Here is a 25,831-nt window from a genome sequence, read left to right as displayed (position 1 = left end):
CTCTTTTTCCAGCTCTGGCATATTCAATAGTAACGTCCTTTTTATGATGTGAGAGTATGCTTAGACCTCTTAGTTTGCTGAAACCAGGCCAGTCGGCTGTCATCCGCTGGCTGTCAGATGATAGATCGATTACCGCTCGTCTTTTAGATCTGGGCTTTACCCCCGGCACTGCTGTTACCTGCACTCTCAGCCGCAGTCATGGGGCTATCTCTGCTTTTCTTGTCCGCAATGCCGTCATTGCGCTGCGGCGGGAGGACTCCCGGCTCATTCTGGCTGAGGAGCCTGACATGCAGGAAGACCTGAAGGAGGTGGACTCACTTGAAAACTGTTAAAGCCGCCCTTGTGGGAAATCCGAATGTGGGAAAGAGCACTGTTTTTAACGGCCTTACAGGGCTCAGGCAGCATACGGGAAACTGGATCGGAAAAACAGTAGCCTGCGCCACCGGCGTTTTTTCCCTGGGAGAATCCGTCTGTGAGCTGACGGATCTGCCGGGAATCTACTCCCTTCGCACCCATTCAGAGGAGGAGGAAATTGCCAGAGATTTTATCTGTTCCGGTCAGGCAGACGTGCTGATCGTGATCGGAGACGCCACCTGTCTGGAAAGAAGTCTCCATCTCTTAAAGCAGCTTTCTGAACTTCCCCTGTCTGCCGGCACCGCCTTCCTCTTCTGCATCAACCTCTGCGATGAAGCGGAAAAAAAGGGTATTGTCATTGATTTCTCTCTGCTGGAACGGGAGCTGGGCATTCCGGTTACTCCCTGTACAGCCAGAGACAGAAGACAAATCAATATTCTGAAAGAAAAAATTTTTGAGGTTTCCTCCGAAACAGAACCCGGGAATGTCAATTCGGACAGCCTGCCTTCCCATTGTCCATTTCGTGAAGACACAGAAAAGCCTTGCGCTGAGTGCTGCGGCTGTCACGGCTGTATGTTAAGGGGAGTTTCCATGGAATCCGTATCCCCAAATCAGCGCACTGGACAGAATCTCTGTAAAATTAATGACTTCTCTCCTGAAGCTCTGGCTGCGCAGGCTGTACGGTACACAAAACCTGATTACAGAAAGCGCCAGGAAGCCATCGACCGTTTTCTAACGGGCCGTCTGACCGGAGGCCTTGTGATGATTTTGCTTCTGCTCCTCATCTTCTGGATTACCATTACCGGGGCAAACTACCCGTCGTCATTCCTCTGGGAGCAGTTTTACAGGCTCGAGACATGGATGGCCTCTGCCCTGAGCGCTGCCGGAGCTCCAAAGCCGTTTACAGATGCCCTGGTATTCGGAGTGTTCCGGTCGGCGGCATGGATTGTCTCCGTCATGCTTCCTCCCATGGCCATTTTTTTCCCTCTGTTTACCCTTCTTGAGGATTTAGGCTACCTGCCCAGAGCTGCGTTCAATATGGACTGTGCATTTAAAAAATGCCGCGCCTGCGGAAAGCAGTGCCTAACCATGTGTGTAGTCACTGCCCCGGTTCCCCAGTCCTTTGCCGCCCCTTCTCCCGGCCTCCTTCTTATTTTTTCAGACAGTGCATGTATCTTTCCGCCAGATCCCAGGCAACGAGAAATCCGGCCCCATGGGCGCAGAATACTGAAGCTGATGTGTTTTCCTTGTCTGCCCCCTTATCATAAGCAATTTCTTCTATCACTTTCGAGGCGTCATGGCAGGCATCGTACCCGTCGCTTATAAGTGAAATGCTCCCCCCTCCGCGGCTGAAGGCAGCCAGCTCAGCCGGATAATCCGCAAACTCTGACACCGGCCCTCTTCCGGCTATGACTGTCATACTTCCCTGGCTCACCGGCGGTTCAAATGTTCCTGAGCGCTTTTGAATATCCGCCATCACCCGGCCTGTCAGGCTGTTTTCCACTGCAATTTCAAAACGATAAAAGGGCTCCAGCAGGATATTTTCCGCCTTTTCAAGCCCCTGCCTGACAGCCCGGTATACTGCCTCGCGAAAATCGCCTCCCTCGGTATGTTTCTGATGAGCTCTGCCTGCTGTCAGAACAACCGTCACATCCGTCAGAGGAGCGCCTGTGAGGATTCCCCTGTGTACCCGCTCAAACACGTGGGTTCGTATCAGATTCTGATAGTTCTGTGCCAGCTCGTCCAAAGGGCACTCGCTCCGAAACTGAATTCCGCTCCCTCTTTCCCCCGGCTCGAGCCTGAACGCCACCTCCGCATAATGCCTGAGCGGCTCGTAGTGACCGTAGCCCATAACCGGCTTCCCGATCGTTTCCTTATAAATTACCTTGGGCGGAAGAAAGGCGATGTCAATTCCCCACCGCTCTCTGAACATCTGTTTTATAATCTCAAGCTGTATTTCACCCATAACCGACACAGTGAGGGGAGAAAGCGACAGGCTGAGCTGAGGCTCCTCCTCTTCCAGCAGCCGCATATACCTGATGATTTTCTGCATCAGCTCTGTACGTTCGTCTGTAAGACGCTGAAACTCCTCAGCGGAGGCGGCTGCCTGTGCTTCCTCTGGTATCACCCTGGCTGCCAGAGACGGAACCAGAAAAAAGTCAGCTTTCTCCATTTCTCTGCCGCCCGTTCCGATCAGTGAACCGCAGCGGGGGATGGACAAGCCTGTAACTGCACAGAGTTCCCCTGCAGACGCTTCTTTCATGGAGCTGAATTTTTTTCCACAATAGCTCCGTATTTCATGGATTTTTTCCGCCGCTGCCTCTTCCAGGCCTTTTTCAGCTCCGTTTGTCTCCTCCCCGTTTCTTCCAGAGCTGCCGGTATACTCCGCTTGTTGGCAAAAGCGTATCTCATCCCTGACTCTCAGTTTTCCCTGCAGAATTTTTATAAAGGTGAGACGGTTCTGTCTGTCATCATGGCGAATCTTATAGACAAGTCCCCGAAAGGGCAGCTCCTCTCTTTCCTTTTCGTCCCCCTCCTCCAGCATGCAGTTAAACAGGCGGAAGAATTCGACTATTCCCTGATCTCTGAGCGCAGACCCGAACATGCAAAGAAACAGCTTTCTTTCCCGGATCAGCGCCTGCGCCCCGCTTTTCAGCTCATCCCCTGTCAGGCTGTCCGAAAGGTACCGCTCCAATAGCCTGTCTTCTCTCTCGCAGATAAATTCTGTCAGCCTGCGGGACGTTTCTGTCTCTCCTTCCTGGAGCGTTCCTGATTCCAGACTCTGGGTCTCCGGCTCTGCCACCAAAACAGCATCTGTGCTCAGCCGCTCCCTCACCTGAAAAAGCAGCTTTTCCCTGTCAGCTCCCTCCAGATCCATCTTGTTGAAAAACAGAAAGGCAGGTACCTTATATTTTTCCAGGATACGCCAGAGTGTCACAGTATGAGCCGTCACTCCGGAACCGGCCGCCACCAGAAGGATGGCTGCATCCAGGGCCATCACAGCCCGCTCCATCTCCGCTGAAAAATCCACATGCCCCGGTGTGTCCATCAGATAATAAGTATTACCTTCAAAGACAAAGGGACTCTGATCCGTAAATATGGTAATACCTCTGGAACGCTCCACCGGATCACTGTCCAAAAGCGTATTTCCCTGATCTACCCTTCCGGGCGTCTTTAAAATTCCCGCATGATACAGAAGCTGTTCTGAAAAAGTTGTTTTTCCTCCGTCCACATGGGCCAGAATACCTATTGTCTTTTTCATCTCCGTCAATTTCCCGCTTTCATCCAGTCTTCTTTTCCGTTTATCTGTCTGCTGGCCGGTGTTCCAGACTTGCCGCACCGTTTAGAGACTCCCATTCCTTCTGTCAGTTGACATACTTCCACTTTCCAAAAATGTTGCGCTTAAAGTGTGTAAGCCTCCTTCTGGCGCTGTCATTTCCCAAAAGAGCTGCCTGTCTGTAGTAATCGACCGCCTGCTCCAGATCCCGCTGAATCTGTGTTCCTTTTTCATATAAGCTGCCCAACTCATAGTAGGCATCCGCGTTTTTCTCAGTCTCTGCAGTCTTCCTGTACAGCTCTGCAGCCCGCTTCTCATCTTTTTCACATCCATAGCCATTCCGGCACAGATAGGCAAGCTGACACAGCTCCCTAAGCGTCCCCTTTTCCCAGGAGCTGTTTAGCAGTTCATAGGCCCTGGCATAGTTCTGGGGAAGCTCCTCTCCCTCAAAGTAGAGATGCCCGAGAATCTGAATACATTCATCGTTTCCCATGGCTGCGCCCTGCTCGAAATACGCCGCCGCTTCTTCTGCACCGGAGCCTGGAATCAGGCCCTCATGGTAAAGATGAGCCAGCAGACAGCAGGCCTGTCCATCCTCTTCCCCCTGGGCATACTCAGCTAAAAGCCTTTCGGCCTTCTGGAAATCCTGGTACTCTCCCGGCATACAGTACAGTCTTCCCAGAGCAAGGCCAACCTGATGATCTCCGGCGGCATAGGCCCGGCTGTACCAGTAGCAGGCTCTCTCATAATTTTCATACTCTCCTTCTGAGTAGATCTGCCCCAGCCTGACAAAGCTTTCCCTGTTATCGTGCCTGGCAGCTTCCTCAAAGAAGGCAATCGCCTGCTCGGTATCCTGTTCGGTTCCCGCCCCGTTCAGACACATCTCCCCCAGATAGAAGAGGGCCTCCTCATCTCCCTGGCGGGCAGCTGCATACAAATAGGCAAACGCGGCCTCATAATCCTGCTGTTCCAGGGTAAACAGCCCCATCTTCAGCAGCCCCCAGGCGCTCCCGGCTGCTGCGGCTTTCTCTGCCCAATAGAGTCCCGCCGACACATCCTTGCGGGTATAGGTCCCGGAAAAGCAGCATTTTCCTGCTCTCTCCATGGCATTTACAATTCCGCCTTCTCCCGCCTTTTCATACCATTTGAAACAGTTTCCGGCAGCCCGCTCGCTCTTGGGAAGAATGTCATAAAAATCGTCATAGTAAAATCCATCTGCCAGCTGATAAGCGGCATAGGGCTCCCCTCCTGCAGCCGCTTCCATCACAATCTGAAGGCTTTCTGCCAGAGAATACCGGGCCTGCGCCTGCAGCCGCTCATCGTACTGCCCCGCCCGCAGCGCTCCCAGCACACAGCGGGCGCTTCCGGCTTCCGCACCGGCCAGATAACACTCATATGCTTTTTTATCATTAAAGCCTACCGCCGCATCTCCCCAGCTGTAGCAGTGTCCCAGAAAGAAGAGAGCATCCGCATCCCCGTCCTCTGCTGCTCTCTCTAAATATTCAAGTCCCTGCGCAAACAGCTCCTCGTTGCACTGCTTCCAGATTAAATCTGCTCCCTGGCTGCACAGCTCTGACATTAATACCGCCATATTTCACTTTCCTCATTTTCTCAAATCATTTCTATGGCTATCATACTATTTTTAAAGATCCAGCACAACCGTTTTATGGAAATTTATGATTTGGCAGTTTCTTCCCCAGCTTTTCATACAGGGCTCCAGCTGCCGGCAGATTCATAACTTCTCCTGTTCTCACAGACATCCGGGAAAGGAGACTGGCTGTTTTTCATATATTTTATAGAACGCATAGCGGCTGCCTCTTAAACAGCCGCCGCCAAACGAGGTGAGCACAGTTGCAGTATGAGCACGACACGTACGACAGGCATTTGAAAAGAGGAAACGCCGCAGGCCAACAGCCTCAGAACCGTGAAGGCAGTCATTTGCGGGGAGCTATCTATCTGCGGCTCTCAAAAGACGATGACGGACGAAAGGAAAGTTCCAGTATCGGAAGCCAGCGCAGGCTTCTGCTGCGGTATGCACAGGAGAAGGGCTTTCCCATCGTCCGCGAGTATTCGGACGACGGATGGTCTGGAACCACCTTTGACCGGCCTGCATTTCAGGAAATGATCCGGGATATTAAGCGGGGAGAGATTAATCTTGTGATGACCAAGGATCTGTCCCGGCTCGGCAGAGATTATATTTTGTCCGGGCAGTACACAGAACTTTTTTTCCCCTCGATGAATGTCCGCTTTATTGCAGTCAACGACGGCTATGATTCAGCTGTTTCCGACATGGATCTCATTCCCTTCAGAAATATCATCAACGAAATGTATGCCAGAGATATTTCCAGAAAGATCCGCTCTTCCCTGCGGACGAGGATGGAGGACGGAAGCTATATAGGAAATTTTGCGCCTTACGGCTATATCAAGCAGCCCGGCCCTCCTGTGCAGCTGATTCCCGATCCGGAGACCGCCTCCATCGTTAAAGAAATATTCTCCATGGGAGCTGAGGGCAGAACACCTGCTGAGATCGCAGACAGTTTAAATCAGAGAAAAATCCCCTCCCCCGCTGTCTACCGCTGCCTGAAGCATCCATGGCTCTGTGAAAACAATTACACAGTTAAACGTATCTGGACAGCGAACTCCGTCTTAAAAATGCTCCACAATCCCGTTTACCTAGGCCGTATGATTCAGGGAAAAAGCCGCAAACTCTCCTTCAAAAGCAGGCTGACGGTGGCAAACCCTGCGGAGCTGTGGGTGGATGCCGGAAGAACCCACGAGCCTCTTGTGAGCGAAGCTGTGTTTGAAGCATGTAAAGAGGAAATTCAAAAGCGGCGCTGCCGGCGATGACTACGCATGGCTATGGGCTTTGGCTGCAATGCAGCCGGAGTTGTGGGATGCCGGATTATCGACTCTCCCAGAGAGCGCCTGATCGCCATTCTCACAAACTCCCTGGTTCCCTGCAACGGGAGATTTCCTACGCTCATTATGCTGATCTCCCTGTTTTTTATGGGAGGATTCGGACTGTTTAAAGAAGCGGGAAGCGGCTCGCCCTTCCTCTGCTCTCTCATAACGGCCGCCTTCCTGACCGGATTGATTCTGCTGGGAATTGCCGCAACTTTACTGTCCTCCTTTCTTCTGTCCAAGACGCTGCTTCGCGGGATTCCTTCTGCTTTCACCCTGGAGCTTCCGCCCTACAGAAAGCCGCAGATCGGCAAGGTACTGATCCGCTCTGTCTTTGACCGGACTCTCTTCGTTCTGGGGCGCGCTCTCATGGTGGCCGCACCTGCAGGGCTTGTTATCTGGCTGTTAGCCAATATTAACGTCGGAAATCTGAGCCTGCTCTCCCGGCTCTCCGGCCTTCTTGAACCACTTGGACAGTTTCTGGGTATGGACGGCGTGATCCTGACCGGATTTATACTGGGCTTTCCCGCCAACGAGATTGTAATTCCCATTATCCTGATGGCCTATCTGCAGACCGGCCAGCTGGTTGAAATGTCCGATCAGGCTCAGCTTTTTTCTCTTCTGTCTGCCCACGGGTGGACTGTGAAAACTGCCCTCTGTATGGCAGTTTTCTCCCTCTTTCACTGGCCCTGCTCAACTACCTGCCTGACCATCAGGAAGGAAACAGGAAGCTGGCTGTGGACGGCCGTTGCCTTTCTGCTCCCAACCCTTATCGGGTCCCTTCTGTGCGTCCTGCTTAATATCATGCTCCCTGGCTGACCACAGTGGCAGACACTGAAACTGAGTCAGAGAGACGCCGGCCATGCTGCTCCCTGGCTGGCGTCCTGAGAGCAGCGGGAAGCCAGCTCCCACGCTCAATTAACTCTCATTTCACAATAGTCAGTACAGCTAACTAATGGGAGTCAAAAAACTGTTCCAGAATCCTCCTCCCTGTCCGCCAGACAAAACGCAGAATCACCAGAAAAATAAGGATGGTGCCGATACCCACTGTAACTGCTACTGTGACTGTGACCACCTTCACAAGCTTTTCTTTCAATGAATCCTCCAAAGAATCCCTATCCGGCTCCCTCTGCCCTTCCATACTCTCTGCTTTCTCCTCTCCGTCAGCCGTCCCGGGGCCCATTTTCCGCTCCAGAACATAAACCGCTTTTGTTCTGTAGGAAGGCGGCGGCTCCACGTCAGTCATTCCCCCGTACACAGCACGGCAGTCCCGCACCAGCCGTTCTCCGGATGCCCTGGCCTTTCTGCACAGAATCCCGGTCTCATCCTCATACGGCTCCCCGGCCCACTGATACTCCAGGATCCGGTATCTCTCTCCTGACAGACCCAAAAGGCCAAGAATTTCTTCCTCAAATTGCCCGAGAGCCGGCTTTTCTGCTCTGTGATCTGCGTAAATTTCAGTCTCTCCAAGCTCATACACATCTGACTCACAGCTGTGGAAGGTAAGGATACATTCAAAATCCGGCTCCCACCTCTCATTATAAAATTCAGTGCGCAGGAGGGACATTTTTACTTTTTCCGTGAGCCCCTCCACCGTTATCTCAGCCTCGTCCGGGATTTCTGCCTCCGCGCCAACCAACTCATATACAACGGAGGCTTCCCTATACTGCCTGTCCTTGTCTTTTTCCTCCTTCACCGTCTCCCACGAAGAGAGTCTGTATGTCTTTCCTCCCCTCTCTATCAGCTGCTGAGGTTCCTGAAGTTTTTCCCTGGAATTTTCCGGCGCAGAATACTCTAAAATCTCTTCCGGAAACGGCCCCTCCTGCGGTGTTACGCCCTCTTCTTTTTCCTTCTCAGCCTCCTTTCTGTACGTTTCCTCTTTTCTGCGCATTTCCTCCTTTCTGTACGTTCCCTCTCCCGGCATATCTTGTCCCGGTAAATCTCTTCCAGATATTTCCTCCTGATGCATCCTTCTGTCCGGCATTTCCGCATCGGATATTTCTTTCCCAAACAGCTCTCTCCCGGGTATCTCTCCCCGGCGGTCTTCCTGATAAATTTCTGCATCCAGTGTCTCAGCGCGGACGCAGACAGGACAGAACGATGCTAAAAGTATACCAGAAGCGAGGAATGACAAAGGGAGTCTGCTCCGAACACCCCGTCGGCTCCCTTTCCTCTGTACTCCTCTGCCCTGACTGTCTCTTATTTCTCTCTCTGTTTTTCTCTGCCTGCCTCTGTCCACAGCTATTCCTCCTGAAAATATGCTGGTTTTATCTCTGCCTGTAAGGAGAAAAGATTTACGGTCTCATTCCGCATGGCTCCTCTTCTTTTCCGCTTACTCTATTTTTCCATACCTGGAAATACAGGCTGCCCTCTGCCTTCTGTCTGATTTTGGCTGTCTGGTTTTCTCTGTCTGATTTTCGCTGTTTGCTTTTCGCTGTCTGGTTTTCTCTGTTTGCTTTTCGCTGCCTGCTTTTCACAATTTGCTTTTCTCTGTCCCGTTTATGGGTACCCTATTCTTTTTGTATCTTACTTCTCTCTATATTTTTCTCCTTATACCTTATCCTCTTTACATCTCATTCTTTTCGTAATTTTTACTCTCTGGGACACGGCAGGATGGCTGCCACAGCTGTTTTTGGATGCGTCTGCCAGAATTGGACTGCTCCCTGCCCTGAGAGCAGGGGGATTTGGAAGATAGCCTCAGTGTAACAATTCTTTCTGTAAAGTCAAGTACCATTTTCTTGATTTTCATTGTGATCTTTCACAAATTTCTATATCATTTTTTGTCTGATTTTCAGACATCTAAAAATTTATGTTATGCTGCTGCAGGAAAGCGACGGCTCTTTGCAGCAGCCATGTCCTTCGCTTATCTTCTCATACATAATAAAACTACTGGAAAACCACCGGTTCCTCCATAAACGGAGTTTTTATCACAATATAGGGGAAAGAGGGTGAATTTCCTGCCTGTTCCGTGCTCTCAGGCCCCTGCAGCTCCGTTTTGATGACAATAGAGTTTTCAGTCAGGTAGAATTCCGGAACCGTGATGCTGTATCCGCCGGTAGGCTGCTCTCCATACCCCACTGCTATGTAAAGATCCGCACCGTCTGTATAGGTCAATTTGAATTCCTCATTCTTTTTCTGTCCAATCATATCGGCCAGCTCCTGCGGAATTTCATTCTGTCCTATCACGGTAAACTCCAAATCTCTTACCTTGGCCGCCTCCTCTTTTCCGGTACAGCCGCCCAGCAGGCATGCTGCGAGAATCAGGACGCCGGCCGCGAGAATGGCGGCACCTCTGGTTCTAAGAATATGTTTCATGAAAAAAGCTCCCTGTCGATTGATTATTACCATTCTATTAGGGAGCTTTTCTCTTTATTCAATGAATTTATTCAACTGTTGCCAGACGCCTGAGCTACATAAGTTTCTCATCTGTGCTGCAGGCCTGAAGCTGATGCTGGTACTTCTCCTTCGTGGCAAGTCCGCCGCGGATATGGCGTTCTGCCTTATTAATGTCCAAAACCACTCTGGCCTGGGCGGCCAAGGACGGATTGATGCCTTCCAGGCGGTCTGTTACGTCCTTATGTACCGTCGACTTACTGATCCCAAACTTCTTCGCCGTCTGTCGCACTGTCGCATTATGGTCTATGATGTAATTGGCAATGGTTACGGCCCGTTCCTCAATATATTCCTTCATAGGGCTACCCCTGAGAACGTTTTTTACATCATATTAAAGTTTTCAGGCTTTTATACCTCATTTTGCGTCCGCGGTTTTATTCCTGCGAAAGATCACCATTCTTGCTCAGATAGCGCCAGAGGGTTGTCCGACTGATGCCCAGCTGGCGGGCAGCGGCTGCGCGGTTTCCGTTGTTGGCCGTCACGGCCTGCTCCACCACCTCCCTGATGATTTCCTCAAGGGTTCTCCCGGTGCTCACAAGGGAAGACGCCTGAACCAGCCCCCGCCGTACAGAGCGCTCCTTGGCCAGAAGCTCTGCCACCATACTGCTGCGGATATAGGTGGAGGTTGTCATCATCGCAAGTGATTCCAAAATGTGCTTAAACTGTGTGTAATTGTTTGGCCAGTCATACTGGCGCAGCATCTCTATGGCCTTTGGCTCAAAGCCAGAGATCTGTTTTCCCAGCTCCATCTTCATACTCGCCAGATACAGACTTGCCAGGGAGGGAATCTCATCGGAACGGCTTCTGAGGGAGGGCAGGTTCAGTGTCTGGCAGCCCAGCCTGGCCATGAAGCGTCGGGCCATCTCAGGAACCGGCTCGCTGTCCCGGCAGTCAAAGGAAAAGAGAAGCCTCACGCGCCTGGCAAGCCCTGTTTCCTGTATGGCTGCCAAGAGCTCTGATGCCCTCTGTTCTGGAATTGCCTCAAAATTTTGAAAATAGATCGTATTGCCGGTAGCATTTAACGGCGAATTATAATGGCCCAGGAGAAAGTCCCAGCTCTTGTCGTTCATCTGCTCACAGTTTACCGCCACAAAGGGTTTATTCACCTGCGGGCTGTGTAGATAGAGAAACCATGCAATCTGCTCCTTTCCGGTGCCGGACTCTCCGCGGATCATGACAGGGTGATGTACAGCGGCAAGTGCCCGGATCTCCGCGTCCTGAGTGCCCATAGCTCCGCTGACGCTGTAAAAGCTGTTTGTAAACAGATATTCACACTCCCCCTTATTCATGGTACGGATTCCCGTCCAATGGGAGTGAAGCGGAATGCGTGAGGGCACGCAGTAAAACAGGCAGTATCTCTCCGTATTCATCAAGAGGGTCTGAGCTGTGATGCTGTAGAGCTGGCTGCGATCCGTATAATAAAATTTCATAGAACCGTTCCCGGGCACCTCCCCGAGATGGGAGCGCAGAGCCTCTGCCAGCCCGTCTGGCGGCTCTGTAGGGCTGCTGTAAAAGACGGCGCCGTCGGCATCGAGGACAACTGCCCGCCCGTTCTGTCCCTGGGTAATGCTTCGCAGAAACGTATTCTCCTGGCGGATCCTTCCAAACCAGAGGCTGATATTGATGGCCTGGTCAATGGCCGCATGCAGGCTCTCCACGCCTGAGGTGATCAGAAATGCGTCCAGCTCCATTTTTCTTGCGATAGTATGGGTCACCATGTCGCAGACTACCATGCGGTAGCCGTCTTTTTTCAGCCGCTCCAGCGTTTCCGTAGCCTCATCTGCCCCGTGTACGGTCAGTATATCAAGCTGGTAACCCAGCAGATCGCACAATGTATGGGCCGGCTCCGTAATGCTGGGAAAACCGACGATGGCATAGCGGTTAGAATAATTCTCAGCCAGCTTCATGGTGCTCAGCACATCATATACGGAAAGCTGAATCTCCACTACCGGCAGATCTGTCACCTGGCGGATCAGCTCTGCCGTGCCGCCGCGGGAAATAATACAGTCATAGGAATTCGGGGACATACTCTGTACAATGGCAACTCCCACGTCCAGATCCCCGGTAAAAACGTCAAGCTGTACATTCGGATACGCGGCAGCCGCCCGATCCATGGCAGTATGCATCCCCTCGTAGGGGGCAATCCCTAAAATTCGGGTACGTGTTTCAACCATTGCAAATCCCTCCGTTTATTTTTGATACTATTATAGCAGAAACCCACAAAAAAATCACGCAATATAAGTTTCATTACGAAACATTTTACAAATGTAATTCTAAAAAAAATTTAATATGTTTAAAAATGTAACGCTTTTGTTACTTTTTTTCGATGCGAAGTTTCCTCAAATACGGCATAATAGTAGCATAATCTAAAAAGAGAGGGCAAACACATGATCCTTCTTTTCATTATTGCAGACGACTTCACCGGCGCTCTCGATACCGGCGTCCAGTTCGCCGCCCGAGGCATTCCCACGCAGGTAACGGTTGACCCTGAGGTGGATTTCGCTGCCCACGATACCGCTGTGCTGGTAGTCGACACAGAGACCCGCCATCTTCCGGCGTCTGAGGCCTATGAAAAAGTCTTTCACCTGAGCAGGAGGGCTCTGGCTTACGGTATCAGAAACATTTACAAAAAGACAGACTCGGCGCTGCGCGGGAATATCGGTGCGGAGCTTACGGCTCTCCTTCAGGCATCCGGGAGGAAGAATCTTCCATTTCTGCCTGCCTTCCCGCAGGCGGGGCGGATAACCAGACAGGGCTTTCACTACATAGACGGCATCCCGGTAACGGAAAGTCCCTTTGGGCTCGATCCCTTTGAGCCTGTGAGACATGCCTCTGTGACGGAGCTGATTGCAGAGCAGTGCGGTACTCCGGCAAAGAGCTGTCCGGCTCCCACGCCGGACAGCTCCCTTCCCGATGAGCCGGGCATCCTTGTCTTTGACGCTGAGAGCACAGATGACCTGCTGTCAACCGGCCGGAGGCTTTCAGAAGCCGGCATGCTTTCCATATCTGCCGGCTGCGCAGGCTTCGGCGCCATTCTTCCGGACCTTCTGGATATTTTTGAAGGAAAGCCCCGGCCCCTTCCAAGCCTGGATCCCAGATTTCTGGTGGTGTGCGGCAGCGTCAATCCCATCACCCTCGCTCAGCTTGATCGGGCGGAGCGCGCAGGCTTTGCACGGATACGCCTGACTCCCAGGCAGAAGCTGGAGCCGGGCTACTGGTCCGGCAGCCATGGACAGAAAGAGCTCTTGCAGATAGAAGAAATTCTGGCTCAAAACCCACGCTGCATCATTGAAACCAATGATCCGGGAGGCAATCAGCCCACTGCCGATTATGCGGCAAAACTTTGCATTGACCGGGAAACCCTTCGCGTGCGTATTGCCGGAAGCCTCGGATATCTGGTAGGAGAGCTGTTCACCAGTCCTTTTCTGGGCACTCTTCTGCTGACCGGCGGAGACACACTTTTACAGTGCATGAACTGTGTAGGCGTCACGGAGCTGGAGCCCCTCTGCGAGCTGGAGCAGGGCGTGGTGCTGGCCCGCTTTTCCTGCAATGGATGCACGCGCCATGTCATCACAAAATCCGGCGGCTTCGGCAAAGAAGACCTGCTGACCGAACTGGCCTCGCGCATTGCCTCCGGTTCCGGCGGGCAGAATGAAACATCGAAACCATAAAAATTGCAAATACAATGGAGGTACACGATATGACATATCCAAAGCTCCCGGGACTTACCTGGGATGGAACCGTTTATGAAAATGAAGAGATGGGCACCATCGAGGCCCTGATTCCAAACGGCGGCTACCCGACTGCTCACGCGCCGGCCATGGTGGAACTGCCAAACGGCGACCTGCTGTGCTGCTGGTTTGCCGGAACCTACGAGGGAAGCGCTGACGTTCACATTGTATGTTCCCGCCTTCCCAAGGACGGACAGGCATGGCTTCCGCCTGTGGATATCTCCAGCGACCCGACCCGCAGCGAACAGAATCCCTCCCTGTTCTACGGCCCTGACAGCGCAGTGTGGGCCATGTACACAGCCCAGCTGGACCGCCAGGAGGGCAAGGATAATATGCAGTTTACCTCTGTTGTGCGCTGTCAGAAGAGCACAGACGGAGGCCTCACCTGGGGACCGTATGAAACCATATTCCCGGAGGAGGGAACCTTCTGCCGCCAGCCCATTCAGATCCTCTCCAACGGACGCTGGATTTTCTCCAACTGGATCTGCACCGATTCTGCAGACGGTCTGTCCGGCGATCCGACAGCCTTCCGCATCTCCGATGATCAGGGAAAAACGTGGAAAAAGGTTATGATGCCGGAGAGCAACGGCCACGTACATGCCAATGTGGTGGAGCTGGAGCCAGGTCACCTGGCTGCCTTCATGAGAAACCGCGAGGCCTACCGCATTCACCGCAGCGAGTCCTTCGACTGGGGCGAAACCTGGAGTAAGCCTGAGCCGACTCCCCTTCCGAACAATAACTCCAGCATCAGCGCAGTCAAGCTGCAGAGCGGCCGCATCGCCATCGCCTACAATCCTACCTGCACGCCGGATCCACAGCCTGGAAAGGCAGCATGGCCGGGACTTCGCTGCCCGGTGGCAGTGGCCCTGTCTGAGGACGGCGGTCTGACCTTCCCCATCATCCGCTGGATGGAGCGCGGCGAGGGATTCATCGGCGATGAAAACAAGACCAACAACAAACAGTACGAATACCCCTATATCATGCAGGGAAAAGACGGAATGATTCATCTGGCCTATGCCGCCCGCACCCGCCAGGGAGTCAAGTACGTGCGCTTCACCGAGCAGGATATTCTCGGCGAAAAGCGGGAGCGCGTGGGACTCTACAATCCGACTGCTGCTCAGAGCCGCTAAGCCGGTTCTTCAAGGGCAGAACAGATAAAGATAAAACAGAAGCAAACAGAACAAGGAGGTTATCAACCATGCTTACCACCTACAATCTTAAAATGCCCCATGCCGTATACGGCGGGGAAAACGCTATGGACAACATTACCGCCATCCTCAAATTAAACGGGGTAAAGCGCGTGGCAATGTTCACTGACAAGGGAATCGAGGCAGCCGGTCTGTTCTCTCTGCCGGAGGAGGCAGTGAAGGCAGCAGGAGCTGACTACTATGTATTAGATGAGCTGCCGGCAGAGCCCAGCTACATGGCTGTTCAGAAGCTGGTAGACGAGTTCAAGGCAAGCGGCGCTGACATGATCGTTGCCTGCGGCGGCGGAAGCGTTATGGACGCTGCAAAGCTGGCCAGCATTCTGGTTACCGATGAGTACGGTGTTAAGGAGCTCTTGGACGATCCCGGCCGCGCGAAAAAATGCGTTCCGATCATCCTGATCCCAACCACTGCCGGCACAGGCGCAGAGGTTACCCCGAACGCCATTGTGGCAGTTCCCGAGAAGGAGTTAAAGGTGGGAATCGTCAATGAGAACATGATCGCCGACTATGTGATCCTCGATGCGCGCATGATCAAGAATCTGCCGCGCAAGATCGCCGCTGCCACAGGAGTGGACGCTCTGGCCCACTGCATTGAGTGCTTCACCAGCAACAAGGCCAACCCCTTCAGCGATCTCTATGCCCTGGAGGGACTGGACCTGATCCTCAACAACATCGAGAAGGCCTGCGACGATCCGGAGGCCATGACAGAGAAAAACCGCATGCAGATTGCAGCCTACTACGGCGGTCTGGCTATCACAGCCAGCGGCACCACAGCCGTACACGCTTTAAGCTACCCGCTGGGCGGCAAATACCATATTGCCCACGGCGTTTCAAACGCCATTCTGCTGGCACCGGTTATGCGCTTTAATGAGCCGGCCTGCCGTGAGCGCTTCGCCATCGCCTACGACCGCTGCTGCCACGACGAGGTAAAGACCTGCAAAACCGCCGCTGAGAAGTCTGCATGGATCATCAGCCGGCTGGAGGAGATTGTAAAACATCTCGACATCCCCACAAGCCTCAAGGAATTCGGCGTGCCGGAGAGTGATCTGGACAGCCTTGTAGAGGCAGGCATGCAGGTACAGCGCCTGTTAGTCAATAATCCGCGCACCGTAACGCCTGAGGACGCCCGGGCCCTTTATATGGAAATTTTATAGAGGAACCATGTTTCCCGGCAGCAGGGGCCAAAGAGCTTTTCCCTGCCGCCGTCCGGAACTGTTTTGCCTCTGCAGAATCAGTCATACAGACTATAAGAATAAATGAACAGGAGGATTTTTTTATGAAAGCAGTTGAAATCAAAGGTATCATCCCGCCAATTCTCACACCTATGAACGACGATGAGAGCATCAACGTAGCTGAACTTCGCAACCAGGTAGACCGCATGATCGAGGGCGGCGTTCACGCTCTCTTCCCATTCGGAACAAACGGCGAGGGCTACATCCTGAACGCCAAGGAAAAGCAGCTGGTACTGGAAACCGTAATCGAGCAGTGCAACGGCCGTGTCCCGGTATACGCAGGCACAGGCTGCATCTCCACAAAGGAGACCATCGAGCAGAGCAAGATGGCACAGGCTGCCGGCGCAGACGTGCTCTCCATCATCACTCCCAGCTTTGCAGCTGCCAGCCAGGACGAGCTCTACGAGCACTACAGGGCTGTGGCTGAGGCCGTTGACATGCCGATCGTTCTCTACAACATCCCGGCCCGCACAGGAAACGCCCTGGCTCCCGCCACAGTAGGTCGGCTGGCACAGATCGAGAATATCGTGGGAGCAAAGGATTCCAGCGGAAACTTCACAAACATCCTGGGCTACATTGACGCAGGAAAGAAGAAAACAAACGGCAAGTTCTGTACCCTGTCCGGCAACGACCAGTTAATTATCTGGACCCTGCTTGCAGGCGGCACAGGCGGAATCGCAGGCTGCGCAAATGTTTACCCGCACACCATGGCATCCATCTACAACCTCTTCATGGAGGGCAAAATTGAGGAGGCCAAGGCTGCCAACGAGAGCATCCAGAGCTTCCGCGCCTGCTTCAAATACGGCAACCCGAACACCATTGTCAAGACTGCCACACGCCTGTTAGGCTACAACGTAGGACCGTGCCGCGCGCCGTTCAACCAGGTTCCTGAGGAGGGCATCAAGGCACTGAAGAAGGTTCTGGCAGAAAACGAAGCCAAGGGCATGCACTAACCTGGGAGGAGGTACGACCATGAACGAAAAGCCGATTGTCGGTATTACCATGGGTGATCCTGCAGGCAATGGCCCGGAGATCACCGTCAAAGCGCTGGCTCACGCCGATGTCTATGACCGCTGCCGCCCCATCGTGGTCGGCGATGCCAAGATGATCGAACAGGCGGCCCGTTTCGTTGGCCGTCCCGACATCAATATTCACCGCTGTGAAAAGGTAAGCGACGCCTTATTTGAGTCCGGCACCATTGACGTGCTGCACCTGGAATTAATCCAGGATGTGAGCGCATTCCCCATCGGTCAGGTGAGCATCGAGGGAGGAAACGCTGCCTTCCAGTGCGTCAGAAAGGTCATCGAGCTGGCTCTGGCAGGAGAGGTGGACGCAACCTGCACGAACGCTCTGAACAAGGAAGCCATGAATAAGGCTCTGGAGTTCTATCACGGCGAGAAATCTGACGGATACACACATTTTGACGGCCACACAGAGATCTATGCAGCCTACACCAATACAAAGAAATACACGATGATGCTGGCCCACCACGACCTGCGGGTGGTGCACGTTTCCACCCACGTCTCCCTGCGGGAAGCCTGCGACCGGGTAAAGAAGGACCGCGTTCTGGAGGTAATCGAGATTGCAGATAAGGCCTGCAGGGATATGGGAATCGAAAACCCGAAGGTTGCCGTTGCCGGCCTGAATCCCCACTGCGGTGAGAACGGCCTGTTCGGCACGGAAGAGAGGGAAGAGATAAGCCCCGCCATCGAGGCGGCTAAGGCTGAGGGAATCAACGCCATGGGCCCCATCCCTCCGGACAGTGTATTTTCAGAGGCTCTCGGCGGCTGGTACGACATCGTCGTATGCATGTACCACGATCAGGGACATATCCCTCTGAAAACCGTAGGCTTTGTCTATGACCGTGAGCTGAAATCCTGGAAAGCCGTGGAAGGCGTCAATATTACCCTGGGTCTTCCGATCATCCGCACCAGTGTGGATCACGGCACAGGCTTCGCCCTGGCAGGAAAGGGAACCAGCAACGAGCTCAGCCTTGTGAACGCCATCGACTATGCCATCCGCATGGCAAAGGGACGCCGGGCGTAGACCGGGGCATATCTTTAGGAGCCGGCTTTTATTTGGCAGTCATTGTCCAAATAGGAGCCGGCTCCTTTCAAATGGCGAAACCGGAAACCAGTACAGCTCTCCCATTTCACACCCACTGATAAAAACAGCAATTTTTTTGCTTCCTTTTTTACTTTTTCGTGCAATCTGTCTTTTTCCAGTCCGTTCGAATGTTCTAATATGAAACTTTTCATTGACTTTTAATTTATATCGTTTCATTTTTTAACGTTTTTTACGTTGAGTTTATATATTTTTTATATTTGTTTCTAAATGCAACACATTAATCTGTTTATTTTCTTGTCATAAATTCGGTCATCTTATATAATTATCATCAGATAAAGCCATACAGAATTGTGCAAATTGCAGCTACATACCTGTATGAATACAGCAAAAACACAAGGAGGGAACTTCACATGACCACCCAGATGATTATTGCTTTAGCAATCACAGCGTTCATGGTCGTCCTGATCATGATGGACAAGCTGCCTTTCGGCGCGCCGCCGCTGCTCGCCTGTCTTTTGCTTGTCATCTTCGGCATCGCCGACATTAAGGCTGCTTTCGGCGGATTTTCCAACGCTACTATCGTAATGCTTGCCGAGTTCATGGCAATCATTGCAGCGCTTCAGAAAACCAGCTTCATCGCTGCCTTTAAGAGAACCATGTTCAACATAGCCAACAAGGGAGGACTCAAAGCCTACCTGCTCATGATTCTCATTGTTATGCTGGGCTGCAGCCTGTTCGGTACAGGTTCTACAGCATACTATGTTATGGTTATCGGACTTCTGTCCACGCTTCCTTACAGCAAAAAGCTGCCCCCGTCCAAGGTCGTTATGACTGCCGGATTCGCAGCCAACCACCCGTTAATCCCATTCAATACTGCATTGCAGTACGGTATTGTTATCGCTGTTTTAAACAGTGCAGGCGTAATGGCACAGGTTTCTGTTGCAAAGTTTGCAGTCGTAAACTTTTTCCTGTCCGTTGGTTTCCTGTTAAACTGCGTCATCCAGTACAAGTTTCTGCCGGATCATCCCATCTCCGCAGCTTCTGAGGACGCAGCCAAGGTTCAGGAGGCCGCAGCCGTCTCTCTTCCGAAGTGGAAAGAGAATGTTACCTATATCGTATTCGTAGTAGCCGTAATCGGCATGCTCCTCCAGAGCACGATCGGTGACGCCGGCTATGCCATTGCCGGTCTTTCTGTCGCCGTCATCCTGGTTACAGGCGTAATGGATTTCAAAGAGATCCGCGATGCGATCAGCGCTCCGATTATCCTTATGTCAGCCGGTGTTATCGGTGTTGCCGACGCTCTCGGAAGCACAGGACTGACCGATCTGGTTGGTTCCACTGTTGCAAATATGCTCGGAACAAACGTAAATCCATTTGTCATGATTTTTGTATTCTGTATCCTGACCAGCGTTCTGGCAACTCTGACAGGCTCTACAATCGGTACCGTTTACGTATTTGCTCCTCTGGCCATTGCCACCTGTACAAGCCTGGGACTGGATCCGACGGCCGCTGCATGTGCCATCGTTATCTCCGGTTGGTGCGGACACTTCCTCCCCATCGACGGTATGCCGGCCATGGTTATGGGCGTCGGAAATTACAGCAGCAAGGAGTTCTGTAAGTTTACAATTCCCCAGTACTTTATCCGACTGCTGTTCCTGACAGCCGGTGCCCTGATTGTATTCCCAATGTAACTGCAGGAATGCTGAAAACAGAGTGTTCAAGAAAAGAGGTACGTGATTATGAAAAATAAATTTGAACTGGAGCATATCGGCATCAACACCGCGAATCCTGAGGAGGCTGAAAAGCTGGCGCAGCTTCTGAGCCTGATGTTTAACTTAGAGCCCCGCCACGGACAGAAATCAGAATTCGGCGGCCCATACTTCGAGTGCATGAAATCTCCCTTCCTCGGCACAAATGGCCACATCGCCATGCGCACACCGGATCTGACAGCTGCCGTGGAGGAGTTAAAAGAGAAGGGCTTTTCCTTCCGGATGGATACCGCTGCCTACAATGAAGACGGAACGATCAAGAATGTCTATCTGGACGGAGAGTTCGGCGGATTTGCTATCCACATTATGCAGAAATAAGCTGCCTTTGATGTCTGAAAACTGACAGGAGCGGCCAAATGGGATCTGACTCATTTGGCCGCTCTTTTTCTGTTTCAGTCTTTTTTTCTTTCCGCAATCATGGTATACTTAGTTAAGAAAATCCCTTTCAGGGTTTTCACCTGCGGCAGAGAATACCGGGCAGCAGTTCATGACCGTTCAGATATACCGCCGCAAGAAAAAATAAGGAGGAACTTATATGTACGCAGAATTCACAGACGACCTGATTACAAAAAACGAAATGATCGATTCCCAGCACAGGGAGCTGATTTCCAAAATCAACGACCTGCTTATCAGCTGTGAAAATAAAAGCGACAAGGAAGGCGCAGTGAAAATGCTCGGCTATCTGTCCGACTACACAGACTTCCACTTCGGCGCTGAGGAAAAGCTGCAGCTTTCCATCGGCTACCCCGGGTATGAGGAGCACAAGGCCAAGCACGCAGAGCTGAAAAAGTCTGTCCAGGAATTAAAGGACATGCTGGCAGCTTCCAACGGCCCTACAGCCGAGTTTGAGGAGAAGGTAAAGACCGAGGTTCTCGAATGGCTGCTCTACCACATCAAGGGCTTTGACCGCTCTGTGGCAGAGTACAAATTTATGCGCGATAACCCTGATATGCTGTAGCCCCTGAAACGGCTTGACCTCTTCCACCAGATACAGGTTTTCTGCAATATCATAAAAGGCTGCTGACTGAAGCTTAAATATGCTTCCTGCAGCAGCCTTTGTATTTTTCTGTCTTTTGAATTTTTCTGTTCTTTGTTTTACTCTCCCTTCTTTGTTTTACTCTCCCCTGTCTGCCCCGTCCGACTGCCTGCCGCCGTCCGGAAGCTCCACCGTAAATGCACTTCCGACTCCGTACACGCTCTCCGCTCTGACGCTGCCTCCGTGGATACCCGCGATCCATTTAACCATGGAGAGCCCAAGCCCTGTCCCCTCTGTGCTTCTTGAAGCATCTGCTCTGTAAAAACGGTTGAAAATCTTTTCCAAATCCTCTTTCTTAATTCCGATGCCTGTATCCTGTACCGTCAGAAAAACGCTTCCATTCTTCCGCTCAGTGACCACGCGGACACGTCCTCCCTCTCTGTTGTACCGGATGGCATTTGTCACAAGATTTGTAACCATTCGGATCAGAAGCGTCTCATCTCCCACCACCTGAGCCTCCCCTGTCTCCCAGGTAAGTGAAACATGATTTTCTCCAGCCGATGCCTCCAGATCCTCACAGATAAAGCTGCAGAGTGTGCCAAAGTCCACCGGCTCCCTTTTGGGAATAAACTTTCCGTTCTCCGCCCGGCTTAAGAGCAGAAGCTGAGAGACGATAGCATTCATCCGCTCAGACTGGGTGAGAATTGCGTGGAAGGCCTCTTCTTTGTCTCCTTCCTCTGCCTGCCCTGACAGGGCGAACTCGCACTGAGAGCGAATCACCGCGATCGGCGTCCTGAGCTCATGGGACACGTCAGATGAGAACTGGCGCTCCGCCTCGAAGGATGCCTGCAGTCTGGCCAGCATTCCGTTCATAGTGCCTCCCAGGCGATCCAGCTCATCTCCGGAACCGTCTGTCTCAATTCTCTGGCTCAGATCGCTCCCAGAGCCGATGGCCTCCGCCGTCTCTGCAATCTGACGGACGGGGAGGAAGGCTCCCTTCGTAATTCTGTAGCCTCCAAGGGCTGCCACGGCCACAAAGCCAGGCAGCATTCCGAAAAACAGGAGAGGCAGATTTCCCAAAGCCTGTCCAAACTCTGTCATGGAGATCATTCCCCGTACCCAGAATCCATTTCCTTCCTTCTCCGAATATACATCGTAGAGCATCCAACGCTCTCCTCTTTTGCTGGCTGTCTTAATGGTCTGATCTTCCAGAAGAGAGTCCACCTGAAGCCCCAGGTTCACATTAGGCGCCAGAAGCCTGCCCTCTGTATCATAGATAAAAACAGAGACTCCGTTCTTATAAAAGTCCATCTCTTCTGTCTGCAGCTTTCCATACCGGAAGCTGGCCTGCTGCACGCTGTCTGTCACTGTGTCCATCAGCTGCTGCTTCATCTGGCTTCCGGACATCCTGCGTGAGGAAGAAAACATAAAAACAGCCGCCATGGCCAAGAGCAGAACCATGAAGAAGGTATACCACAGCGTCACTCTGGCCTTGATAGACAGATGCCTGCCTGCCGCAGCCAGTTTTGTCCTGGTCTTTCTGGTCCTTTTTCCCACTGCCATGTCACTCCTCCCTCAGTGTATAGCCGGCTCCCCGCACTGTGTGGATCAGCTTCTTCTCAAAGGGATCGTCAATCTTTTTTCTGAGATAACGGATATAGACATCCACAATGTTGCTTCCCCCCTCAAAGCCAAAATCCCAGACCTGGTTTTCCAGCTGTGTGCGTGAGAGTATGGCTCCCTTATGGCGGATCAGGGATTCCAGCAGGGCAAATTCCCGGGAAGAAAGGCTGATCTCCACCCCTCCCCTCGTCACTTTCCTGGTGGAAAACTCCACTGTCAGATCTGCCACAGAGGCCGTATCCGTCTTATTGTCAGAATTTCTTCTAAGCAGAGCGCGGATGCGGGCAGTCAGCTCCGCAAATTCGAAGGGCTTCGTCAGGTAGTCATCTGCCCCGGCGTCCAGCCCTCCCACCCGGTCAGCGACGGCATCCCTGGCTGTCAGAAGCATGACAGGCGCCGTATTTCCCCGGCTTCTGAGTGTTCGAAGCACGGTCAGCCCGTCGATTCCAGGCATCATAATATCCAGAATCACCACGTCGTAGTCTGTGCTGTCCAGATAATCGAGGGCCTCCCTGCCGTCCCTGCATCCGTCTACGCCAAACCCTTCCGCCTTAAGCCGCTTTACCGTCACTTCCCTGAGGGCCGGCTCATCCTCTGCAAATAAAATTCTCATGCTGAAACCTCCTTGCTGTTCTCTTTTTTATCCAGAAATTTCTTTTATTTTTTGTATTTTAATTTACTTTTAATCTTACACTAGTACCATAGACTTATCAACCAGAACAGCCGTACCGGCGTGCTGGGGCAGCTTCCTTCCTCCCTGACGGGAGAACGGGAAACGCACGGAACATTTTGTAAGATACTTTTTATCTGGAAAGGAATGGAAATTATGAGAAAATCGTTTATGAGAAACTTAGGTTTGACAGGTCTTACTGCCGCCCTTCTTCTGACCGGGTGTGCAGGCACCTCCTCCGGAAATAAAACCCAGGAAATTACCGACACCACCATCACCGCTTCTGAAGCTCAGTCTCAGGAGGGTTCCCAGAGCGCTCTGAATACCTCGGATGACGCCTCAGGCACAGACGGGGCACTCTCCTCTGACACTTCCTCAGAGGGACAGAAGGCAGCCGCTTCACAGGCAGCCAGCCAGACTTCCCTCTCCGATATCGTGACAGGAGATCAGGCAAAGGACGAAGAGACCTACTATCAGGTCAAGGCTGAAAAAGATGCTGTAGAAATCGACATTGAAAATCTGGAGGCCTCCTTCCGCATCGGAACTATCTCTCAGGAGGATTTTACCAGCCAGAAAGCTGATCTGAAAACCCAGGAGGACTATCTGGATGCCCAGGAGGAGATCCTTGAGGACAGCCTGGATCTCGCCTACCGCAAGAGCAACCCTGCTCTCCCGGAGGGAACCGCCGAGGAGCTCTTCTCCCAGAAACAGAATCTGGAGGCCAAAGGCGATGAGCTGGATCGTTCTGAGGATGAGCTGGAATTAAGCTACCGTTCCGGCGACATCACCCGCGAGGACTTTATCTCTAAGCAGACTGAGCTGATCCGCCAGAAGGAAGAACTGGATCGGGAGGAAGAGCTGGTGGAAAGAGCCCTGGAGAAAATGGGCTATGACGACTAAAATGCCGTCATTTCCCGGCTTTTTCGGAAGCTCTCCTCCCCTTCTTCTCACCTGCAAGCGCCCGCATCTCGCGGGCGTTTTGTCTTACCGCCTCTGTAATCTCAGCTCCCCCTAAAAGCCTTGCCAGCTCGTCGATGCTCTGCTCCTCTGAAAGGCGCTGTATCTGCGTGGCTGTACGGCCGTCCCTTGCCGTCTTTCTTATCTCATAGTGGCTGTCCGCCATGGCTGCAATCTGGGGCAGATGGGTAATGCAGATCACCTGATGACTCTCTGCAATCAGGCTCAGCTTCTCCGACACCATCTGAGCCGTACGGCCGCTGATTCCGGTGTCTATCTCATCAAAGATCAGCGTCGGGATATCGTCCGTCTCCGCCAGAACCGCCTTGAGAGCCAGCATAATTCTGGACAGCTCACCTCCGGAGGCCACCATTCCAAGGGGTCTGGCCGGCTCGCCCGGATTGGTCGAGATGAGAAACTCCGCCTCATCAAATCCGCCGGCAGTGTAGTGAGAAAGCCGCCGGAATTCCATGGTAAAGTCCACATTCATAAAGTTCAGATCGGAAAGCCCCTCCCGCATGCGCTCTGTAAGCTTCACAGCCGTCTGGCGGCGGATTTCTGAAAGCTCCCCGCACAGTTCTTCCAGCCGTTCTGTAAGCTCTGACAGGCGCTTTTCCGTCTCCATCCTGAGCAGATCAAAGTTTTCCAGCTCTTCCAGCTTTTCCTGTTTTTTCTCAAGGCTTTCAAGTACTTTCTCAATGGTATTTCCGTACTTGTTTTCCAGGCTTCTGATCAGGTCCAGTCTTTCCTCGGTCTGTCTGAAAGCTTCCTCGTCAAAGGTCATGCTGTCCATGTAGGAGGAAATCTCACGGTTCAGATCACTCATAAGAGAGTCCACATCGTAGAGCTGATCCCTGATTCCAGACAGCCCTTCATCGAACTGAGAGGCCGTTTCCACCGCTTTCAGGGCTCTCGCTATCTGCTCCCCGCTTACTGCCCGGTAAGCCTCAGAGAGGCTCTCTGCAATCCTCCTGCTGTTGGAAAAGCGGCGGTACCGGCTTTCCAGCTCCTCCTCCTCCCCGGCCCTCAGCCCGGCATTCTCAATCTCCTCGATCTCAAAGCGCAGAAAATCTGCTTCCCTGAGAAGCTGTTCCTTCCCGCTCTGGTAATATTCCATCTTCTTTTTCACAGCCACATATTCCTGATAGGCCTCTGCCGTCTTTTTCTTTAAGGGCTCAATCCGGGATTTTCCGTATTCATCGAGAATTTCGAGATGTTTAGAATGGTATAAAAGCGACTGGTGCTCATGCTGCCCGTGGATGTCTATGAGAATCCCTGTAATCTCACGGAGCCTTGCCGCTGTCACCGTCTCGTCGTTGATCCGGCTGATGCTTCTGGCCGGCATGATCTTTTTAGATATGATTAAATTTCCGTCTGTATCCGGGAAGACCTCTTTCTTTCTCAGCTCCTCCCTCTTTTTTTCATCCGTTACAGAGAAAACCAGCTCCACGTAGGCGTAGTCGCAGCCCTGGCGGATCAGCTCCTTTGACGCCTTTCCGCCCAGGGCCACATTGACAGAGCCGATGATGACCGATTTTCCCGCTCCTGTCTCTCCTGTCAGGATGTTGAGCCCCTCCTCGAACTCTACCTCCGCAGAGTCAATCAAAGCCAGGTTTCTGACGCTCAGATGAAACAGCATGGTACCACCTCTTTCCTGCATCCTGCTCACTGCC

The 25,831-nt window shown here is 52.4% G+C and carries 20 protein-coding genes and 2 pseudogenes; 13 read left to right on the top strand and 9 right to left on the bottom strand.

All coding sequences use genetic code 11. From position 1 onward, the window contains the following. Window positions 1-56: 56 nt before the first annotated feature. Window positions 57-332, top strand: coding sequence for a FeoA family protein (locus LK436_RS06575; RefSeq protein ID WP_008397584.1), 276 nt, complete (start codon window positions 57-59; stop codon window positions 330-332). Further along, window positions 319-1,680, top strand: coding sequence for a FeoB small GTPase domain-containing protein (locus LK436_RS06570; protein ID WP_008397585.1), 1,362 nt, complete (start codon window positions 319-321; stop codon window positions 1,678-1,680). The genes LK436_RS06575 and LK436_RS06570 overlap by 14 nt, the downstream gene beginning before the upstream one ends. A 28-nt stretch (window positions 1,681-1,708) precedes the next feature. On the opposite strand, the pseudogene LK436_RS06565 reads toward LK436_RS06570, so the two are convergent. Beyond that, window positions 1,709-3,616 (bottom strand): annotated as a pseudogene (locus LK436_RS06565) (GTP-binding protein); the annotation flags it as partial. Window positions 3,617-3,719: 103 nt separating this feature from the next. Further along, on the bottom strand, window positions 3,720-5,222 hold the full coding sequence (locus tag LK436_RS06560; RefSeq protein ID WP_008397589.1) for a tetratricopeptide repeat protein: 1,503 nt from the start codon (window positions 5,220-5,222) through the stop codon (window positions 3,720-3,722). 260 nt (window positions 5,223-5,482) lie between these two features. Between LK436_RS06560 and LK436_RS06555 the strand changes: the two genes are divergently transcribed. Continuing rightward, window positions 5,483-6,478: a recombinase family protein gene (locus LK436_RS06555; protein ID WP_008397590.1), complete on the top strand. Its 996-nt coding sequence runs from the start codon at window positions 5,483-5,485 to the stop codon at window positions 6,476-6,478. Next, window positions 6,479-7,351 (top strand): annotated as a pseudogene (locus tag LK436_RS06550) (nucleoside recognition domain-containing protein); the annotation flags it as partial. A 133-nt stretch (window positions 7,352-7,484) separates the two neighbouring features. Here LK436_RS06550 and LK436_RS06545 read toward each other — a convergent pair. The 4 genes from LK436_RS06545 to LK436_RS06530 form a co-directional block, all read right to left on the bottom strand. Beyond that, entirely contained in the window at window positions 7,485-8,423 is a 939-nt protein-coding gene (locus LK436_RS06545; RefSeq protein ID WP_147594829.1) for a hypothetical protein, read from the bottom strand. Window positions 8,424-9,418: 995 nt separating this feature from the next. After that, window positions 9,419-9,847, bottom strand: coding sequence for a protease complex subunit PrcB family protein (locus LK436_RS06540; RefSeq protein ID WP_015544922.1), 429 nt, complete (start codon window positions 9,845-9,847; stop codon window positions 9,419-9,421). A gap of 94 nt (window positions 9,848-9,941) precedes the next feature. Then, complete coding sequence (gene spoIIID, locus LK436_RS06535) at window positions 9,942-10,223, bottom strand: sporulation transcriptional regulator SpoIIID (protein WP_008397599.1); 282 nt, start codon at window positions 10,221-10,223, stop codon at window positions 9,942-9,944. Window positions 10,224-10,299: 76 nt separating this feature from the next. After that, complete coding sequence (locus LK436_RS06530; RefSeq protein WP_008397600.1) at window positions 10,300-12,099, bottom strand: sigma-54-dependent transcriptional regulator; 1,800 nt, start codon at window positions 12,097-12,099, stop codon at window positions 10,300-10,302. A 213-nt stretch (window positions 12,100-12,312) separates the two neighbouring features. Here LK436_RS06530 and LK436_RS06525 point away from each other — a divergent pair, with 213 nt between their 5' ends. From LK436_RS06525 to LK436_RS06490, 8 genes are all read left to right on the top strand, one after another. Further along, window positions 12,313-13,596, top strand: a complete 1,284-nt coding sequence (locus LK436_RS06525; RefSeq protein WP_008397603.1) for a four-carbon acid sugar kinase family protein — start codon at window positions 12,313-12,315, stop codon at window positions 13,594-13,596. A gap of 29 nt (window positions 13,597-13,625) precedes the next feature. Further along, a complete protein-coding gene (locus LK436_RS06520; protein ID WP_015573516.1) occupies window positions 13,626-14,786 on the top strand; it encodes a sialidase family protein in 1,161 nt (386 codons plus the stop codon). Between the two features lie 68 nt (window positions 14,787-14,854). Continuing rightward, on the top strand, window positions 14,855-16,018 hold the full coding sequence (locus LK436_RS06515; protein ID WP_008397606.1) for an iron-containing alcohol dehydrogenase: 1,164 nt from the start codon (window positions 14,855-14,857) through the stop codon (window positions 16,016-16,018). 122 nt (window positions 16,019-16,140) lie between these two features. Next, the gene (gene dapA, locus LK436_RS06510) at window positions 16,141-17,049 is read left to right on the top strand and encodes a 4-hydroxy-tetrahydrodipicolinate synthase (protein ID WP_008397607.1); all 909 of its coding nucleotides are present in this window, start codon (window positions 16,141-16,143) and stop codon (window positions 17,047-17,049) included. 19 nt (window positions 17,050-17,068) lie between these two features. Then, window positions 17,069-18,142: a 4-hydroxythreonine-4-phosphate dehydrogenase PdxA gene (gene pdxA, locus LK436_RS06505; RefSeq protein WP_008397608.1), complete on the top strand. Its 1,074-nt coding sequence runs from the start codon at window positions 17,069-17,071 to the stop codon at window positions 18,140-18,142. Between the two features lie 431 nt (window positions 18,143-18,573). Continuing rightward, window positions 18,574-19,854, top strand: coding sequence for an SLC13 family permease (locus LK436_RS06500; RefSeq protein WP_008397611.1), 1,281 nt, complete (start codon window positions 18,574-18,576; stop codon window positions 19,852-19,854). Between the two features lie 48 nt (window positions 19,855-19,902). After that, window positions 19,903-20,250 carry a VOC family protein gene (locus LK436_RS06495; protein ID WP_008397613.1) on the top strand — a complete coding sequence of 116 codons (348 nt, stop codon included), beginning with the start codon at window positions 19,903-19,905 and terminating at the stop codon, window positions 20,248-20,250. Window positions 20,251-20,467: 217 nt separating this feature from the next. Then, window positions 20,468-20,890, top strand: a complete 423-nt coding sequence (locus tag LK436_RS06490; protein ID WP_008397614.1) for a bacteriohemerythrin — start codon at window positions 20,468-20,470, stop codon at window positions 20,888-20,890. Between the two features lie 156 nt (window positions 20,891-21,046). Here LK436_RS06490 and LK436_RS06485 read toward each other — a convergent pair whose 3' ends face one another. Then, on the bottom strand, window positions 21,047-22,471 hold the full coding sequence (locus LK436_RS06485; RefSeq protein ID WP_008397615.1) for a sensor histidine kinase: 1,425 nt from the start codon (window positions 22,469-22,471) through the stop codon (window positions 21,047-21,049). Between the two features lies 1 nt (window position 22,472). Next, on the bottom strand, window positions 22,473-23,144 hold the full coding sequence (locus LK436_RS06480) for a response regulator transcription factor (RefSeq protein WP_008397617.1): 672 nt from the start codon (window positions 23,142-23,144) through the stop codon (window positions 22,473-22,475). 228 nt (window positions 23,145-23,372) lie between these two features. On the opposite strand from LK436_RS06480, the gene LK436_RS06475 reads away from it, so the two are divergent. Beyond that, the gene (locus tag LK436_RS06475; protein WP_147594830.1) at window positions 23,373-24,101 is read left to right on the top strand and encodes a hypothetical protein; all 729 of its coding nucleotides are present in this window, start codon (window positions 23,373-23,375) and stop codon (window positions 24,099-24,101) included. 7 nt (window positions 24,102-24,108) lie between these two features. Here the strand turns inward: LK436_RS06475 and recN are convergent, their stop codons facing one another. After that, window positions 24,109-25,797 carry a DNA repair protein RecN gene (recN, locus tag LK436_RS06470; protein WP_044931174.1) on the bottom strand — a complete coding sequence of 563 codons (1,689 nt, stop codon included), beginning with the start codon at window positions 25,795-25,797 and terminating at the stop codon, window positions 24,109-24,111. Window positions 25,798-25,831 lie beyond the last annotated feature (34 nt).

Source organism: Clostridium sp. M62/1, from assembly GCF_020736365.1.
GTDB classification, from domain to species: Bacteria; Bacillota; Clostridia; order Lachnospirales; family Lachnospiraceae; genus Otoolea; species Otoolea saccharolyticum_A.
This window is presented reverse-complemented; position numbering and strand designations above follow the sequence as displayed.

Bases quoted from the DNA above. Each gene is read 5' to 3' on its own strand.
- LK436_RS06525 (WP_008397603.1), top strand. From the start codon at position 12,313: ATGATCCTTCTTTTCATTATTGCAGACGACTTCACCGGCGCTCTCGAT.
- pdxA (WP_008397608.1), top strand. From the start codon at position 17,069: ATGAACGAAAAGCCGATTGTCGGTATTACCATGGGTGATCCTGCAGGC.
- LK436_RS06560 (WP_008397589.1), bottom strand. From the start codon at position 5,222: ATGGCGGTATTAATGTCAGAGCTGTGCAGCCAGGGAGCAGATTTAATC.
- LK436_RS06515 (WP_008397606.1), top strand. From the start codon at position 14,855: ATGCTTACCACCTACAATCTTAAAATGCCCCATGCCGTATACGGCGGG.
- recN (WP_044931174.1), bottom strand. From the start codon at position 25,797: ATGCTGTTTCATCTGAGCGTCAGAAACCTGGCTTTGATTGACTCTGCG.
- LK436_RS06530 (WP_008397600.1), bottom strand. From the start codon at position 12,099: ATGGTTGAAACACGTACCCGAATTTTAGGGATTGCCCCCTACGAGGGG.
- LK436_RS06490 (WP_008397614.1), top strand. From the start codon at position 20,468: ATGTACGCAGAATTCACAGACGACCTGATTACAAAAAACGAAATGATC.
- LK436_RS06500 (WP_008397611.1), top strand. From the start codon at position 18,574: ATGACCACCCAGATGATTATTGCTTTAGCAATCACAGCGTTCATGGTC.
- LK436_RS06545 (WP_147594829.1), bottom strand. From the start codon at position 8,423: ATGCGCAGAAAAGAGGAAACGTACAGAAAGGAGGCTGAGAAGGAAAAA.
- LK436_RS06540 (WP_015544922.1), bottom strand. From the start codon at position 9,847: ATGAAACATATTCTTAGAACCAGAGGTGCCGCCATTCTCGCGGCCGGC.
- LK436_RS06575 (WP_008397584.1), top strand. From the start codon at position 57: ATGCTTAGACCTCTTAGTTTGCTGAAACCAGGCCAGTCGGCTGTCATC.
- LK436_RS06480 (WP_008397617.1), bottom strand. From the start codon at position 23,144: ATGAGAATTTTATTTGCAGAGGATGAGCCGGCCCTCAGGGAAGTGACG.
- LK436_RS06475 (WP_147594830.1), top strand. From the start codon at position 23,373: ATGAGAAACTTAGGTTTGACAGGTCTTACTGCCGCCCTTCTTCTGACC.
- LK436_RS06520 (WP_015573516.1), top strand. From the start codon at position 13,626: ATGACATATCCAAAGCTCCCGGGACTTACCTGGGATGGAACCGTTTAT.
- dapA (WP_008397607.1), top strand. From the start codon at position 16,141: ATGAAAGCAGTTGAAATCAAAGGTATCATCCCGCCAATTCTCACACCT.
- LK436_RS06485 (WP_008397615.1), bottom strand. From the start codon at position 22,471: ATGGCAGTGGGAAAAAGGACCAGAAAGACCAGGACAAAACTGGCTGCG.
- spoIIID (WP_008397599.1), bottom strand. From the start codon at position 10,223: ATGAAGGAATATATTGAGGAACGGGCCGTAACCATTGCCAATTACATC.
- LK436_RS06495 (WP_008397613.1), top strand. From the start codon at position 19,903: ATGAAAAATAAATTTGAACTGGAGCATATCGGCATCAACACCGCGAAT.